This window comes from Streptomyces sp. NPDC015130 (genome assembly GCF_043080005.1).
Lineage (GTDB): Bacteria > Actinomycetota > Actinomycetes > Streptomycetales > Streptomycetaceae > Streptomyces.
This window is the reverse complement of sequence record NZ_JBIBVC010000021.1, coordinates 124,208-139,387: the sequence shown is the minus strand read 5'-3', so window position 1 is coordinate 139,387 and position 15,180 is coordinate 124,208. Positions and strand designations below refer to the sequence as shown.

Genomic DNA, 15,180 nt, shown 5'->3' with positions numbered 1-15,180 from the left:
CCATGTTTGTCCTTGTTCCGACGCGCGGCCGGCGGCCTCGCGGCCTCGTCCCTGCTGCTCCTCGGCACCCTCACCCCCGTCGCGGCGGCGGACACCGGGACCGCTCCACCGCCGGTCCTCACCGGCCCCCAGCTCGCCGCCTCGTGGACCGCCCCCCTGTCGACCCGGGACCGGTACGTCGTCGACGCGGACGGTGACCGGTTCAAGCTCAAGTCCGGGAACTGGGCCGGTGCCCAGGGCACCTGGCAGGGCAGCGGCTCCGTGAACGACGTCGCCAACCACCAGGCCCGGCAGATGTCGCACAACATCCCGCTCGGCCTCGACAGGAAGCCGATCGCGGACATCCTGGCCGACTTCCACGCCCTGGGCCTGAACAGCATCCGGCTCCCCTTCGCCAACGCGCTCGTCCACGACACGAGCGTCGTCCCGGACTCGGCCGTCGCCGCCAACCCGCAGCTCAAGGGCAGGACCCCGCTCCAGGTGTTCGACGCGGTCATCGCGGCGATGACCGCGGACGGCTTCGCCGTCATCCTCAACAACCACACCACCAGCTACCGCTTCTGCTGCGGCCTGGACGGCAACGAGCGCTGGAACAGCGGCCAGTCCACCCAGCAGTGGATCGACGACTGGGTGTTCCTGGCGAAGCGCTACCAGGCCGACAAGCGGGTCGTCGGAGCCGACCTGCGCAACGAGGTCCGCCGCGACACCTGGAACGACCCCAACTGGGGCTGGGGCAACGACCACGACCTCAACAAGGCCATGGAAGAGGCCGGGAACAAGATCCTCCAGGCCAACCCGGACATGCTCGTCGTCATGGAGGGCATCAACTGGCAGGGCATCCCCACCGACATCACCCCCCACGGCCGCCCCACGCTGACCCCCGTCGCCACCCTGTCCAACACCCTGATCCGCTCCGACAAGCTCGTCTACGCGGCCCACTTCTACGGCTACACGGGCCCGAACCACACAGGCGCCACCGGTACGGGCGAGACGCACGACCCCCGATACGAGGAGTTCACCCCCGAACAGCTCGCCCAGGTCGTCGACGACCAGGCCCTGTTCGTCACCCGCTCCGGCCAGCACTTCACCGCACCGGTGTGGATCAGCGAGTTCGGCGCGGGCGGGCGCGGGGAGATCGACGCCAAGGAGCGCGCCTGGTTCACCCACTTCACCGACATCCTGGTGAGGAACGACACCGACTTCGCCATCTGGCCCCTGGTCGGCTGGACCGACGCCGACGGCAGCCCGCAGGACAGCTGGGCCATGATCAGCTACTCCACGAACGGCACGCGACTCGGCGTCATGGACGCCGGCGACTGGCGCGCCACCGACTGGAACAAGCTCGTCAACGCCCCCGGCAAGAGCGGACGGGTCGCCCCGGCGCCGCGCTGGAACATGCTCAACCTCGACTACGCCGACTACAACGTTTCCAGCACCATGCTGGCGAAGCCGGACTGGTCCCCGGGCAACCGCAAGGGCAACTGCCCGGACACCCAGCGACTCGTCGGCCTCGGCCGCAGCGACAGCCGCGGCCTGTGCACCGACGCCGGACAGCCCGCCAAGGCGAGCGGCCCCTGGACCGTCGTGACCGACGAGCGGTACGTCACCGGAGGCGACTGGGCGAGCGGCTACAACAAGCTCCAGTGCCCCGAGCGCTCCTTCGCGGTCGGCTACAGCGTGCGCGGCAACGCCATGTCGGCCCTGCTGTGCGCCCCCGCGACCGCCTCCCTGCCCACCACCGGCCGGGTGCTCTGGTTCGACAAGGGCGACAACCGGCCCGCCACCGGAGGCTCGACCGCCAGCGACTGGGCACCGGGCTACTACAAGGGCCAGTGCGCCGACAGCGAGTACGTCGCCGGCGTCGCCTTCACCTGGAAGTGGAACCACGGCGGCGTCCCCGACGCCCTGCTCTGCCGCCCGCTCGTCTAGGGCGTGTTGCGAAAGTCCCGCCGGTCAGGCCCGGCTGACCGGCGGGACACCCCCAGGGTCACCCCCGAGAACCGACCGAACCACCCCTTGAGGAGCACCACCGCCATGTCCCGACTGGAGATCGCCGACGACGGCTTCCGTCTCGACGCCCGCCCGTTCCGGATCATCTCCGGAGGCCTGCACTACTTCCGCGTCCACCCGGAGCAGTGGGCCGACCGACTCCACAAGGCACGGCTCCTGGGCCTCAACACGGTCGAGACCTACGTCCCCTGGAACGCGCACGCCCCCCGCCGCGGGGAGTTCCGCCTCGACGGAGGCCTCGACCTGCCCCGCTTCCTCGACACCGCGGCCGCCGAGGGACTCCACGTCCTCCTGCGGCCCGGTCCGTACATCTGCGCGGAGTGGGAGGGCGGTGGCCTCCCCTCCTGGCTGCTCGCCGAGGACGGCCTCGTCCCGCGCAGCCGCGACCCCCGCTACCTGAGCGCCGTCGACGACTACCTCGGCGCCCTCCTCCCACCGCTCCTCCCGTACCTGAGCGGCAACGGCGGACCGATCCTCGCCGTCCAGGTCGAGAACGAGTACGGCGCCCACGGCGACGACACCGCCTACCTGGCCGAGCTTGCCGCCATGCTGCGCCGCCACGGCGTCGACGTCCCCCTCTTCACCTGCGACCAGCCCGCCGACCTCGCCCGGGGAAGCCTCGACGGCGTCCTGGCCACCGCCAACTTCGGCAGCCGCGCCGCCGAGGGCCTGGCCGCGCTGCGTGCCCTGCGCCCCCAAGGGCCCCTGATGTGCTCGGAGTTCTGGATCGGCTGGTTCGACCGGTGGGGCGGCATCCACACCCGCCGTGACGCCGCCGACGCCGCCGCGGAGCTCGACACCCTGCTCTCCGCCGGCGCCTCCGTCAACATCTACATGCTCCACGGCGGCACCAACTTCGGCTTCACCAACGGCGCCAACGACAAGGGCACCTACCGCCCCACCGTCACCTCCTACGACTACGACGCCCTCCTGGACGAGGCCGGGGACCCCACCCCCAAGTACGCCGCCTTCCGCGAGGTCATCGCCCGCCACGCGCCCGTCCCCGAGGCCCCCCTGCCCCCGGTCGCGCCGAAGGCGGCGTACGGACCGGTCGAGCTCACGCACACCGCCGGCCTCCTCACCCACGCCGACGACCTCGGCGCCCCCCGGACCGCAGACCGGCCGCTGACCCTGGAGGAGCTCGGCCACCCCTTCGGGTTCGTCCTCCACGAGACCGACCTGACCACACCCGGACCGGCGCTCCTCCACGTGGAACAGGTCCGCGACCGCGCCCAGGTCTTCGTCGACGGCCTGCCCGTCGGAGTCCTGGAACGCGAGAACCACGAACACGCCCTCGCCTTCACCGTGCCCCGCGCGGGCGCCCGGCTCGCCGTCCTCGTCGAGAACCAGGGGCGCGTCAACTACGGACCGGGGCTCCGCGACCACAAGGGCCTGCTCGGCCGCACCACGGTCAACGGGACCCCGCCCACCGCCTGGCGCAGCCGCGCCCTGCCCCTCGACCACCCCGACACCCTCGCGTACACCCCCGCCGACCCCGCGCGACCGCCGGTGGGGCCCACCTTCCACCGGGGCACCCTCGCCGTGGACGAGCCGGCCGACACCTTCCTCCACCTCGACGGCTGGACCAAGGGCCTGGCCTGGATCAACGGCTTCCCCCTCGGCCGCTACTGGTCCCGTGGCCCGCAGACCAGCCTGTACGTCCCCGCGCCCGTCCTCAGGGCCGGAGCCAACGACGTCACCGTCCTCGAACTCCACGCCGCAGCCACCCGCCACGTCCACCTGCGCGACACCCCCGCCCTCGGGCCGACGGAGGAGTGACCCGCGCCGGTACGGGATGCCGCACCCCGTGCGTACGCTCCCTGCGGAGCATCCTCCGACGACCCCACCCGAGCCCACCACCAGGGAGCACACCCGTGCCCGAGCGAACCGAACTCCGTGCGGTCCTCTTCGACATGGACGGCACCCTCGTCGACACCGAGCGCCTCTGGCGGCGGACGGTCGAGGAGGAGGCCGCCCGCCTGGGCATCGCCCTCACGGACGGGGACCTCGCCTTTGTCCTCGGCCGCGCCGTCGAGGACTGCGCCGCGCACCTCGCGGCCCGCGCGGACGACGGCGCGGGCCACGGTCTGGCCGACGGCGGGATCGACGGCGCGGAGGCGGCCCGGATCGGCGACTCCCTGGAGCGCCGCTTCACGGACCTCGTACGCCGAAGGGTCGTCCCCCTCCCGGGAGCCGTGGAACTCCTCGCGGCGCTCCACGCCGCCGGCGTCCCCACGGCCCTGGTCTCGGCCTCACCACGACAGGTCGTCGACACCGTCCTCGACGCGATCGGCCGGCACTGGTTCGCCGTCACCGTGGCGGCGGGCGAGACCCCGCGCACCAAACCCCACCCCGACCCCTACCTGGCGGCCCTGACCGCCCTCGGCGCCGCCCCGGCCTCCTGTGTCGCCGTCGAGGACACCCCGACCGGCATCGCCTCCGCGGAGGCGGCGCACTGCGGGGTCGTGGCCGTCCCCGCGCCCACCACCACCATCACCCCGGCATCCCGCCGCACCGTGGTCCGCAGCCTGCTGGACGTGGACCTGGAACTGCTACGCCGACTGGTCGCCACGCGGTGACGCGGGCGGCTCGGGCAGCCAGTCGCGCGCGGGGTCGTACTCGAGCCACCGGCTGCGGCCCGCCTCGGCGGCGCAGGCCGCCGTGAGGGCGCCCAGCCCCGGATGTCCGCTGCCGGTGCGCCACAGCAGCGACCAGGCGTACAGGGGTGTGGGGTCGACGAGCGGGACCGAGCGGAGCCCGGGGATCTCGGGCAGGGGCACGTCGGCGGGCAGCAGCGTGAAGCGCCGCGGGTCCGCCGCCACCTCGCCGAGGAGATGGGCGAGGCCCAGGTTGACGCCGGTCCCCGTGTCACGGATGCCGAACCTGTCGGCGAAGCGGTGGAGGAAGTCCAGCCGGTCCAGCGCACCGGGCGCCCACAGCACGCTGCCGCGCAGCCGATCCGGGCGCAGCGCCGCTTCGCCCGCGAGCGGATGGTCCGCGCCGAGGACGGCGTCGACCGGTTCGAGGCGGACCAGGCGGTGCGTCAGACCGGCGTGCAGCGGCGGGTGGACCCGGCCGAAGGCCGCGTCGACGTCGCCGCGCAGCAGGGCGTTCGTCACCGACGGCAGGTCGCGCCCGTGCCCCGACACCAGCTCCCCGGCGCCCCCGGCGACCCGGGCCAGGGTCCGCATCGGCGCGTAGAGGTGCCCCCAGACGTCCACGCGCAGGGGGCGGCCGTCGCCCGCCGCCGCCGCGACCGCGCCGTCGGCGGCGGCCAGTGCCTGCCGTGCGGGCGGGAGGAAACGCGCTCCGGCCGGGGTGAAGCGCACCCCGTTGCCGCCGCGCTCGAACAGCCGGGTGCCGAGCAGCGACTCCAGCCGGGCGATCCTTTTCGACAGCGCCTGCTGCGAGACGCCGAGCGTCCCGGCGGCCCTCCCGAAGTGCAGTTCCTCGGCGGTGCGCACGAAGGCACGTACCTGCGCCATGTCGAGATCCACGGCCCTCACCCTAGGCGACAACCGATGGTTGTCGGCATCCTCCGGCCGTTGTTGGCCCCCGGGGCCGGCTCGGGGGTTGCATCGTGCCCATGCGAAGACTGATTCCCACGGGGGAGGCGGCACGTCCGGTCGCCTTCGCCGAACTCCCCCAGCCCGTCCCCGAGTCCGGCGACGTACTGGTCAAGGTCGAGGCGTTCTCGCCGAACCGCGGCGAGACCTTCCTCCTCGAAGACCCCCTGCCCGGATGGCTGCCGGGCAAGGACGTCGCGGGCCTCGTCGTGCAGGAGGCCGCCGACGGCACGGGCCCCGCCATCGGCACCCGCGTGGTCGGGCACCCTCCGCACGGCGGCTGGGCCGAGTACGCCGCCGTGCCCACGCACTCGCTCGCGGTCCTCCCGGACGGCGTCGACAGCGTACGCGCGACGGCCCTGCCGCTGGCCGGGATCACCGCCCTGCGCCTGCTGCGCACGGCCGGTTCGCCGGCCGGCCTGCGCCTCCTGCTGACCGGCGCCTCCGGCGGCGTCGGCCACTACGTCACCGAACTCGCCGTGGGCGCCGGAGCCGAGGTGACCGCCGTGACGGCCACGCCGGCGCGCGGCGAGCGCCTCGCCGAGCTGGGCGCACGCGTGGTGCACGACGTCGCGGCGGCCCGGGGCCCCTTCGACATCGTGCTGGAGTCCACGGGCGGACACGACCTGCCGGTCGCGCTCTCCCGGCTGCGCCCGGGCGGCACGCTCGTCTGGTTCGGGCAGGCGAGCCGCGCCCCGGTGACGCTCGACTTCTTCCGGCTCCTCGGCGGACCCGAGGGCGTCACGATCCGGCACTTCCACTACGCGGGCGCGCCGTACGCCGCCGATCTCGCGGCCCTGGTCGGCCTCGTGGAGCGCGGCCGGCTGCACCCGGAGATCGGCCGGACCGCCGACTGGACCGAAACGGCCGACACCCTGGTCGACCTGCGGGAGCGCAGGATCCGGGGCAAGGCCGTCCTGCTGACGGGAGGGGCCCGATGAGCGCCGCCGAGTTCGCCGCCGCCCAGTGGAGCCGGGCCTCGGGCGCGGGCGTCGACCCCCACGAGTACCGCCGCGTCACCGACGGCCTCACCTCCGTGGCGGATTGGGGGCCGGCCTTCGCCCGCACCGCTCGGGCGTACCTGGAGCGCGCGGAGGGCGCCGGATCGTCCGTCACGGCGGGGGAGTTCCTGCTGACGGCGGCCCGGTGGTTCCACCTCGCCACGCTCGCGCCGTACACGGAGGCCGACCGTGCCGCCGAGGCGGCGGACCGGGCCCTGGGCCGGGCCCTGGAGATACGGGAGCCTGGCGCGAGGCGGCTCGCCGGTGAGGGCTTCACCGGCTGGCTGCGCGGTCCCGCCGACCCCGCCGGCACGGTGGTCCTCGTCCCGGGCCTCGACTCGGCCAAGGAGGAGTTCCTCGACCTGGCGGACGCGCTGCTGGCGAGGGGGCTCGCGGTGTTCGCGATGGACGGCCCCGGGCAGGGGGTCCTCGCGGCCTCGACGACCCTGACGGCGGAGTACGAGCGGGTCGTGGGCCGGGTCGTCGACGCGCTGGGCGTGCCGAGCGTCGGTCTCGTCGGCCTCAGCCTCGGCGGCTGGTTCGCCGCCCGCGGCGCGGCGCTGGAGCCCCGCGTCGCGGCGGTCGCCACCGTCAGTGGACCCTTCCGTCTGGACTGGGCGCAACTGCCACATCCCGTAAGGGAGATGATGGCGCGGCGCTGCGGAGGGGCCGCCGCGGCACGGGAGTTCGCCGGCCGTGTGGACCTCGCCGACCTCGCGCCCCGCATCACGGCCCCGCTGCTGGTCGTGGACGGAGGCCGGGACGTCATCCCCGGCGTCGTGAACGGCGAGCCCCTGGCCCGCCTCGCCCCACACGGCACCTACCTGTCCGTCCCGCACGGCGACCACCTCCTGGGCGACGCCCGCCCCGAGTGGTTGCCCTACCTCGCCGACCACCTGGCACGCGCCCTCACCGGAGCCACGTCCGCCCGGGATCGGGGCGGCGACCAGCATCGTTGACGTACGAGGACTGCCGGATCACAGCAATGATCCGGCAGTCGGCGGGGTGTCATGATGGTGTGACCGTATCGACGCAAGCATGTTCGATGCCGGAAAGCGGAAACCATCAGGGGGAGATCACATGGCCAAGCTCGTGCACGCGACGGTCGGGGGGAAGCGGGTCCAGTGCCTCGTCTGCGGTGGGGGCGTCTTCCGCGAGCGGGAGGTGAAGCTGAACAGCACCGGGATGGAGTTCTTCAACCTGGCTTGGGCCAACGAGTCGGCGACCGGCCTCGTCTGCCAGTCCTGCGGTTACGTCCACCTCTTCGTCCGGGGGAGCCTGACGCTCCATCGCGCGGAGGGCTAGGAAGCCGAGTTCTGGCCCTTCACCCGCCGCCCGGCTCCCTCGCGTCGCCCGGCTCCCTCGCGCTGCCCGACCCCTCACACCGTCCGGCCTGGCCGGCGCCGGAGGCACGTGGTGGCCGCGGCGGCGAGGAGAATTCCGAACGCCGCCCACGTGACGGGGAGGGCCCAGACGGCGGGCGCGAGCTGCTGCGTCAGGACGAAGACGCCCATCACGACCACGAAGCAGCCGAACGCCCTGCGCAGCACCTCCTGGGGGATGCGGCCCGCGACCCGGCCGCCGATCAGGCTGCCCGCCACCGCGGTGACCGTCACCGTCAGGGCGAGCGGCCAGTCGATCGCCGCGCCCGACAGGTGCCCGGCGAGGCCGGCGAAGGAGTTCATCGCGATGACCAGCAGCGAGGTGCCGACCGCGATGCCGACCGGCAGACCGCCGAGCACGACGAGCGCGGGGACGACGAGGAACCCGCCGCCGGAGCCGACCAGTCCCGTCACCGCGCCGACGACGAGACCCTCCACCGCGAGGTGCCCGAACGACGGTCCGCCGGCGGCGGAACGGGCCTGCGCCCGGGCCCGCCCGGACGTGCGGAGCATCGCGACCGCCGTGGCCACCATCATCAGGGCGAAGGCCACCAGCAGGACCGTGTCGGGGACGTACGCGGCGAGCCGGCCGCCGGCGTAGGCGCCCGCCATGCTGAACACACCGAGCAGCAGCCCGGTCCGCCAGTGCACCCGGCGGGCGCGCGCGTGCGGGACCAGCGCCGCCAGGCTGGTGACGCCGACCACGAACAGCGAGGTCGCGATAGCCTCCTTGGCGTCCTGCCCGGCGAGGTGGACCAGGATCGGCACGGTCAGGATCGAACCCCCGCCGCCGAGCGCGCCGAGGCTGACGCCGACGAGCAGGGAGGCGGCGACGACCAGAGCGGTCACGGCGTGCCCCGCAGCTCCGAGACCACCGTGCGGATGTCGGTACGCGGACCGCGGTTGTACGGCAGCCGGGACAGCAGCACGCCCATGGCGCAGCTGTTGCTGAGGGCCGCGTACGTCAGGCCCGCGCCGATCGCGGTGCCGATCAGGTGGGTGCCGGGCACGAACACGCCGACGAGCCCGGTGGCCAGGACGACGGAGCCGGCCACGAGCCGCACCTGGCGCTCCATGTCCCACCGCTCGGGCCCCCGGTCGACGGGCGCCCCGGACGCCTCCCAGGCGACCATCCCGCCTGCCAGGACGCGGAGGTTCGGCAGGCCGCCCTCGGCCAGGGCCCGCTCGGCCTCGGCGGCCCGGGCGCCGGACCGGCAGACGAGGACCACGTCCTCGTCGAGGTGGGCGAGGAGCTCGGCCCGGTGCTCGCGGAGGGTGTGCAGGGGCACGTTGTACGAGCCCGGGATGTGCGCCGTGCGGAACTCCCCGGGGGTGCGCACGTCGAGCAGACGGGGACCCCGCCCGTCCTCGACGAGCCGGTGCAGCACGGCGGGGGTGAGGGCGGGAGCGGGGGCGGGAGGGGTGTTCATGGGGCTCTTTCGGATCGGCGGCGGACACGGGGGTCCGGGGGAGCGGGGTGTGGGGGAGTACGGCGGGCGGGCAGCGGGTCAGGCGTCCGTGCGCCCGGCGGAGACCTGCGGCGTGCCGTCGTTGCCCGCGGTGTCGGACGGCTCCGCCGACAGGGCCCAGGCGCCGAAGCCGCCGAGGAGGTCGGAGACGTCGGCGAAGCCGCGCCGGCGCAGCAGGCTCGCCGCGACGGACGACCGGTGGCCGCCCGCGCAGTGCACGACGAGGGGCCGGTCCGCGGGCAGTTCGTCCGTACGCCGGGGGAGTTCACCGAGCGGGATGTGCACGGCGGACCCGATGAAGCCGTCCGCCTCGCGCTCTCCGCAGGTCCGCACGTCGACCACGACGGGCGGAAGGCCGGAGCCGAGGGCGGCGCGCAGGTGCGTGACGGTCACCCGGCTCGCCGGGACGACCTCGTCTGGGAGCTTCGCCAGGGCCTCCTCGGGGTCGGGCAGGAAGCCCGCGGTGCGGTCGAGGCCGATCCGGGCGAGCCGGGTGACGACCTCCTCCTCCCGGTCGTGCGGCGCGACGACGAGCACATCGTCCGCGGGGTCGAGCACGGTGCCCGCCTGCTCGGCGAAGCGCCCGTCGGCCGGGACGTTCACCGCGCCGCGCAGGTGCCCGGCCGCGAACTCCCGGGGGTCGCGGGCGTCGACGACGACCGCCCCGGCGGCCCTCAGGCCGGCGAACTCGGCGGGCGTCAGTGCCCGGGGGGCCGTCGAGGCGTCGTACCGGGCGCGATCCCTGCGGTTCAGCTCGGCGTCGTAGGCGAAGTAGCCGGGCGCGGCCGGCTGCCCGGCGGTCACGAGGTCGACGAACGCCTCGCGGCTCATGGGCGTACAGGCGTAGTTGGTCGCCCGCTGCTCGCCGATGGTCGAACTCCTCTCGGTCGAAAGGTTCTTGCCGCAGGCGGAGCCGGCGCCGTGGGCCGGGAAGACCCGCACCTCGTCGGGCAGCCCCATCAGCTTGTGCTGGACGCTGTCGTGGAGCATCGCGCCCAGCTCCTCGGCCGTCACGCCGACGGAGGCGAGGAGGTCCGGGCGGCCGACGTCGCCGATGAACAGCGCGTCGCCGGTCAGGACGCCGTACGGCACGGTGTCCTCGGCACGCTCGTACACGAGCACGCTGATCGACTCGGGGGTGTGCCCGGGGGTCTCCAGGATCTCCAGGGTGACGTCGCCGAGCGGGATCCGCTCGCCCTCGGCGAGCCGGCGGATCGGGTACTCGGTGACGGCTCCCCGGCCGTAGCCGATCCAGGCGCCGGTCTCGTCCGCGAGCTCCAGGTGGCCGGCGACGAAGTCGGCGTGGAAGTGCGTGTTGACGACGCCGACCACGGTCAGGCCGTGCGCGGCTGCGTCGGCCAGGTACTCGGAGACGTCCCGGCGGGGGTCGACGACGACCGCCCGGCCGGTCTTCTCGTCGCCGACCATGTACGAGGCCTGGGAGAGGCAGTCGAGGTAGTACTGCGTGAAGAACACGGCAATCCCTTCCTGAGAAACGCGCACCGCGCACGGGGACCGGGCACCTTCGAAGCGCGTGCGGAGCACTCTCGAAGGCCCTGGAAAATACCCCCCTGGGTATCTTTGGGGTCGAGATCGACCGTAGGGGGGCGGCGCAGGGAAGTCAAATACCCCCCTGGGTATTGAGAGGCGTGCCACCCGATGGGTGACGTCCGCGCGGGTCGGCCGTCACCGGGCCGTCGCCCCGGCGCTCCCGGCCCATACTCCGGCCATGACTCCAGCCCGTATCACCGCCCGGTCGCGCCGTGCCGTCGTCGCCGCGCTCACCGCACTCGTCGCCCTCGGCGCGCCCGTCACGGCCGCCGGCGCCCCGACGGGTGACGGCGGCCACCGCCGGCCGTGCACCGGCTCCCGGCTGCCGGACCACGGCCCGGCGCGTGAGGCCCTGCGGATCGCCGAGAGGGCCAAGGCCGACATGGACCTCGAATCCGTGATCCTGCGCGTCACCGTCGACGGCCGCGAGGTCGTCACCACCGCCCTCGGCGAGTCGATGACCGGAGTGCCCGCCGACCCCGCCATGCACTTCCGCAACGGGAACGTGGCCATCAGCTACATGGGAACGGCGCTCCTGCGCCTCGTCGACCAGGGCAGGGTGGACCTCGACGATCCCGTCGCGCGCTGGCTGCCCGACCTCCCGGACGGCGAGGAGATCACCCTGCGCATGCTGGCCGCGTCCACCACCGGTCTCGTCGACTACGTGCGCCTCCCCGCCTTCCAGCAGGCCGTCGTAGCCGACCCCTTCCGGCAGTGGACGGGGAAGGAGCTGGTGGCCCTCGCGACCGCCGAGGACCGCTGGTACGAGCCCGGTACGAACTGGAACTACTCGCACGCCAACTTCGTCCTCCTGGGCGCGGCCCTGGAGAAGATCACCGGCACCCGGCTCGACGTCCTCCTCCGGCGGCAGGTCACCGGCCCGCTCGGGCTCCGCGAGACCCGCAACAGCTTCACGCCCGACATCCCGGAACCCGTCCTGCACGCCTTCACCGCAGACCGGGGGACCTACGAGGAGTCCACCTTCTGGAACCCCTCGTGGACCACCGCCGCCGGGGCCGTGCAGACCACCGACATCTGCGACCTGGCCCGCTCGGCCGCCGGACTCGGCTCGGGCGAGCTCCTGTCCCCGGCCTCGTACCGGCAGCTCCTGAACCCGGGGACGGTGGGCCTCGGCCACGCCACCCCCACGTGCCCGGCGACCGTCTGCCTCGCGAACACCGAGGCCACCCACTACGGCATGGGCGTGGTGGTGCTCGGCGACTGGATCTCCCAGCACCCCCTCTTCTTCGGCTACTCGTCCTCCATGGCGTACCTGCCGTCCGAGCGCCTGGCCATCGCGGTCTCGACCACGCTGGGTCCCGAGGCCCCGGCGGGCCACACCGCCCATGTGATCGCCCAGCGCATCGCGGCCGCTCTCGCCCCGGGCCACCCCATCCCCGACTTCGGCTGACCGGCGTCCACCTCAGGAGCCCTCGCCCTGGTCCTCGCCGGGTCCGCGCCCGCGTGCGCGGGCGTGGGCGTGGACCAGTTCGGGGTCGGCCACACCCGGGCGTTCCCGCCAGAACGTCGGGTCCACGAGGCGCTGGACGATCATGGCGATCACCCCGGTGAGCGCGATGCCGATGCCGATGACGAGCGGCGGACCGAGACCGAACCACGAGGTGCCGCTGTAGGAATTCTCCGGATCGGCCATGTCCGAGACCGACCTCACCAGGAGCCACGCCAGGAGGCCGGAGCCGACCAGCGGCCCGAGGCCGATGAGCAGGAAGTTGTGGACGCTCTCGAAGAGGTGGCGGCGGTAGTAGATCACGCAGGCGAGGCCCGTGAGCGAGTAGTAGAAGGCGATCAGCAGGGACAGCGCGGTCAGCGAGTCGAAGAGCGCGTTGGAGCTGATCTGGTTCACGATGAGGTACCAGGCGATGGCGATGCCTGCCACCCACCACGTGCTCACGTCGGGCGTACGGAAGCGCGGGCTGATGTGGCGGTAGTGGGCGGGCAGCGCCCGGCGGCGTGCCATGGACAGCGCGGTGCGCGAGGCGGGGATGATGGTGGTCTGCGTGGAGGCGATCGCGGAGGTGCAGACCGCGAGCAGCAGGATCCAGTCCCAGCCGCCCATGACGTCGCCGGCGAGCTGGGCGAAGAGGAACTCCTCCTCGTCGGCGTTCTCGGCGAGGAACACCGGGCCGGCGTAGGCCACGACCGCGAATCCCACGGACACGTAGGTCACCAGGAGGATCACGGTCGACCAGAGCCCCGCCTTGCCCGGGGCGGTCGCGGAGTTCTCGACCTCCTCGGTGAGGTTGACCGCCGATTCCCAGCCCCAGTAGATGAAGACGCCCAGGAGCAGGCCGCCCGTGAGCGCCGCGCCACCGGCGCCGAAGGGGTTGAGCCAACTGAGGGCCGGTTCGACCGAGTCGTACTTGCTGGTGCCGGAGTAGACGGCGTAGAACGCCACCACGACGAAGATCAGCAGGCAGACGACCTGCGCCAGGATGAGGACGTTCTGCACCTTCGCCGACAGCTCGGTGCCGACGACGCACACGGCCGTCATCGCGAGGATGAGCAGCACGGTGAGCAGCTGGCGTACGAAGGTGTTGTCGACCCAGCTGTCCAGGCCGACGGCGAGCAGGCCGAAGGTGACGGCCACATCGGCGAGCGAGCCGACGACCAGGACCCCGGTCATGGCGATGGCCCAGCCGCCGAGCCAGCCGGCCCAGGGGCCCATGGCCCGGGTCACCCAGGAGAAGGTGGTGCCGCAGTCCTGGTCGACCTTGTTCAGGTAGTAGAAGGCCGAGGCGATCAGCAGCATCGGCACGAAGGCCGCGAACATCACCCCGGGCGCGTAGATCCCGACGAGTGCGACGATCGGGCCGATGACGGCCGCGAGGGAGTACGCGGGCGACGTGGAGTTGAGCCCGATGACGAGGGCGTCCACGAAGCCGATCGCGTTGTGCTTGAGTTCCACCGGTCGCCCGGCGGGTCCGGCATCCTCGGCCGCCATGTTCCCTCGCTCCCGTAGGACCCCGACAGAACCGCGAGACGTACGCCTTCATCGTAGGAAGCGATGGCCTCCCGTGCATGCGCGGGAGGCCGTCGGAGGCGGTGCGGCCGTCAGCCCTGGGGGGTGTCCGGCGATCTGCGTTCCGCCGCGAAGCCGGTGACGACGACGGTGACGAGGCAGTAGGCGACGAGGGTCTCGGCCCACAGGAAGGCGATGTAGTCCAGGAGGCAGCCGATGGGCGGCGCGCCCGGGGCCGTGTTGCGGAAGGCCGCCATGGCGAACAGCGTGGCGGCCATCCAGCCGAGCGCCGGCCAGGTCAGGCCCTTGCGCCGGGTGACGAGGAACCACGCTCCGGTGAGCACCGAGAGGGCGAGCGCCCACATGGCGACCATCATGAAGACGGCGAAGATCAGCACGCTGTTCGAACGCCCCAGGCCGACGTCGAAGAAGGCCGCCCCCCGCTCCTCCGCGGCGGTCACGTCCGCCGCGAAGAGGACGTCGCTGTTGGTCAGCCTCGCCCGTACGGGGACCTTCTCGCCGCCCTGGACGGCGGTGAACTCGATGGCGGCGTCGTAGGAGTCGAAGGGGTAGTCCGTGATCGAACCGCCGGTGAGGGTGACGAGCAGGTCCGTGGTGGCGATCCGGCTGTGCGCCTTGAAGGACAGGTCGCCCCGGGTGGTGGCCGAGGTCTGGACCGTGAGGTCCTCGGCGGGGGAGATGCCGCCGGCCTCGGCCAGTTCTCCGCGCGGGGTCACGAGGACGCGCAGGACCAGCTCCCGGCCGGCGGCGTCGACGCGCTGGATCGAGGCGTCGACGTCCACCCGGTCCGGAACCGGGCTGCCCGCCGTGTGCACCGTGTCGAGGGCCTGGCGTTCGCCGAACTGGAGCCAGGTGCCGAAGGCGACCGCCGCCGCGATCAGCAGCAGGGCCAGCGCGGCCGGGAGGAGTCCGTGGCGGCTCCGCTCGTGTCGGCGGGTACGGGGCAAGGGGGTTCTCCGTTCGTGAACGCGTCGGGCGCTGCCCTGTGATCAGGGTGCACGCCCGCTGCGGGGAGCGCCCGCCGTCCGTGGCCGGGTGGACCGGCGGCTCGGGCGCTCGGTGGTGCGGCGGCTCGGTGGTGCGGCGGCTCGGTGGTGCTGCCGGGTGGATCGGCTCGGCTTGTGCCGGGTCGGTGGTGGACCGGGTCGGTGGTGGATCGGCTCGGTGGTGCCGGGCGAGTGGTGGATCGGCTCGGTGGTG

Annotated in this window: 13 protein-coding genes; 7 read left to right on the top strand and 6 right to left on the bottom strand. The window is 73.4% G+C overall.

The features are described from left to right. Positions 1-12: 12 nt before the first annotated feature. The 3 genes from ACF08F_RS33170 (at position 13) to ACF08F_RS33160 (ending at position 4,589) form a co-directional block, all read left to right on the top strand. On the top strand, positions 13-1,929 hold the full coding sequence (locus ACF08F_RS33170; protein WP_392302241.1) for a glycoside hydrolase family 5 protein: 1,917 nt from the start codon (positions 13-15) through the stop codon (positions 1,927-1,929). 105 nt (positions 1,930-2,034) lie between these two features. Next, on the top strand, positions 2,035-3,789 hold the full coding sequence (locus tag ACF08F_RS33165; protein ID WP_392302240.1) for a beta-galactosidase family protein: 1,755 nt from the start codon (positions 2,035-2,037) through the stop codon (positions 3,787-3,789). Positions 3,790-3,884: 95 nt separating this feature from the next. Continuing rightward, positions 3,885-4,589, top strand: a complete 705-nt coding sequence (locus ACF08F_RS33160) for an HAD family hydrolase (RefSeq protein ID WP_392302239.1) — start codon at positions 3,885-3,887, stop codon at positions 4,587-4,589. Here ACF08F_RS33160 and ACF08F_RS33155 read toward each other — a convergent pair. Then, entirely contained in the window at positions 4,563-5,507 is a 945-nt protein-coding gene (locus ACF08F_RS33155; protein WP_392302238.1) for a LysR family transcriptional regulator, read from the bottom strand. The two genes, ACF08F_RS33160 and ACF08F_RS33155, sit on opposite strands and share 27 nt — an antisense overlap. A gap of 89 nt (positions 5,508-5,596) precedes the next feature. Between ACF08F_RS33155 and ACF08F_RS33150 the strand changes: the two genes are divergently transcribed. The 3 genes from ACF08F_RS33150 (at position 5,597) to ACF08F_RS33140 (ending at position 7,882) form a co-directional block, all read left to right on the top strand. Then, the gene (locus ACF08F_RS33150) at positions 5,597-6,517 is read left to right on the top strand and encodes a zinc-binding dehydrogenase (RefSeq protein ID WP_392302237.1); all 921 of its coding nucleotides are present in this window, start codon (positions 5,597-5,599) and stop codon (positions 6,515-6,517) included. Beyond that, positions 6,514-7,536, top strand: a complete 1,023-nt coding sequence (locus ACF08F_RS33145) for an alpha/beta hydrolase family protein (RefSeq protein ID WP_392302236.1) — start codon at positions 6,514-6,516, stop codon at positions 7,534-7,536. Before ACF08F_RS33150 ends, ACF08F_RS33145 begins: the two co-directional genes overlap by 4 nt. Positions 7,537-7,657: 121 nt before the next feature. Continuing rightward, entirely contained in the window at positions 7,658-7,882 is a 225-nt protein-coding gene (locus tag ACF08F_RS33140) for a hypothetical protein (RefSeq protein ID WP_392302235.1), read from the top strand. A gap of 74 nt (positions 7,883-7,956) precedes the next feature. Here the strand turns inward: ACF08F_RS33140 and ACF08F_RS33135 are convergent, their stop codons facing one another. The 3 genes from ACF08F_RS33135 to ACF08F_RS33125 all read right to left on the bottom strand — a co-directional run bounded on the left by ACF08F_RS33135 (position 7,957) and on the right by ACF08F_RS33125 (position 10,904). Then, on the bottom strand, positions 7,957-8,808 hold the full coding sequence (locus tag ACF08F_RS33135) for a sulfite exporter TauE/SafE family protein (protein ID WP_392302234.1): 852 nt from the start codon (positions 8,806-8,808) through the stop codon (positions 7,957-7,959). Continuing rightward, on the bottom strand, positions 8,805-9,389 hold the full coding sequence (locus tag ACF08F_RS33130) for a rhodanese-like domain-containing protein (RefSeq protein WP_392302233.1): 585 nt from the start codon (positions 9,387-9,389) through the stop codon (positions 8,805-8,807). The genes ACF08F_RS33135 and ACF08F_RS33130 overlap by 4 nt, the downstream gene beginning before the upstream one ends. 78 nt (positions 9,390-9,467) lie before the next feature. Then, positions 9,468-10,904 carry a rhodanese-like domain-containing protein gene (locus ACF08F_RS33125; protein WP_392302232.1) on the bottom strand — a complete coding sequence of 479 codons (1,437 nt, stop codon included), beginning with the start codon at positions 10,902-10,904 and terminating at the stop codon, positions 9,468-9,470. A gap of 253 nt (positions 10,905-11,157) precedes the next feature. Between ACF08F_RS33125 and ACF08F_RS33120 the strand changes: the two genes are divergently transcribed. Next, positions 11,158-12,390, top strand: a complete 1,233-nt coding sequence (locus tag ACF08F_RS33120) for a serine hydrolase domain-containing protein (RefSeq protein ID WP_392302231.1) — start codon at positions 11,158-11,160, stop codon at positions 12,388-12,390. Positions 12,391-12,402: 12 nt separating this feature from the next. Here the strand turns inward: ACF08F_RS33120 and ACF08F_RS33115 are convergent, their stop codons facing one another. Together ACF08F_RS33115 and ACF08F_RS33110 are read right to left on the bottom strand one after the other, a co-directional pair. Continuing rightward, a complete protein-coding gene (locus tag ACF08F_RS33115) occupies positions 12,403-13,941 on the bottom strand; it encodes an APC family permease (RefSeq protein WP_392302230.1) in 1,539 nt (512 codons plus the stop codon). 110 nt (positions 13,942-14,051) lie between these two features. Further along, a complete protein-coding gene (locus tag ACF08F_RS33110) occupies positions 14,052-14,927 on the bottom strand; it encodes a DUF4436 domain-containing protein (protein WP_392302229.1) in 876 nt (291 codons plus the stop codon). Positions 14,928-15,180 lie beyond the last annotated feature (253 nt).

Coding starts and splice junctions, on each gene's coding strand:
- ACF08F_RS33165 (WP_392302240.1), top strand. CDS start 2,035: ATGTCCCGACTGGAGATCGCCGACGACGGCTTCCGTCTCGACGCCCGC.
- ACF08F_RS33150 (WP_392302237.1), top strand. CDS start 5,597: ATGCGAAGACTGATTCCCACGGGGGAGGCGGCACGTCCGGTCGCCTTC.
- ACF08F_RS33145 (WP_392302236.1), top strand. CDS start 6,514: ATGAGCGCCGCCGAGTTCGCCGCCGCCCAGTGGAGCCGGGCCTCGGGC.
- ACF08F_RS33140 (WP_392302235.1), top strand. CDS start 7,658: ATGGCCAAGCTCGTGCACGCGACGGTCGGGGGGAAGCGGGTCCAGTGC.
- ACF08F_RS33130 (WP_392302233.1), bottom strand. CDS start 9,389: ATGAACACCCCTCCCGCCCCCGCTCCCGCCCTCACCCCCGCCGTGCTG.
- ACF08F_RS33120 (WP_392302231.1), top strand. CDS start 11,158: ATGACTCCAGCCCGTATCACCGCCCGGTCGCGCCGTGCCGTCGTCGCC.
- ACF08F_RS33115 (WP_392302230.1), bottom strand. CDS start 13,941: ATGGCGGCCGAGGATGCCGGACCCGCCGGGCGACCGGTGGAACTCAAG.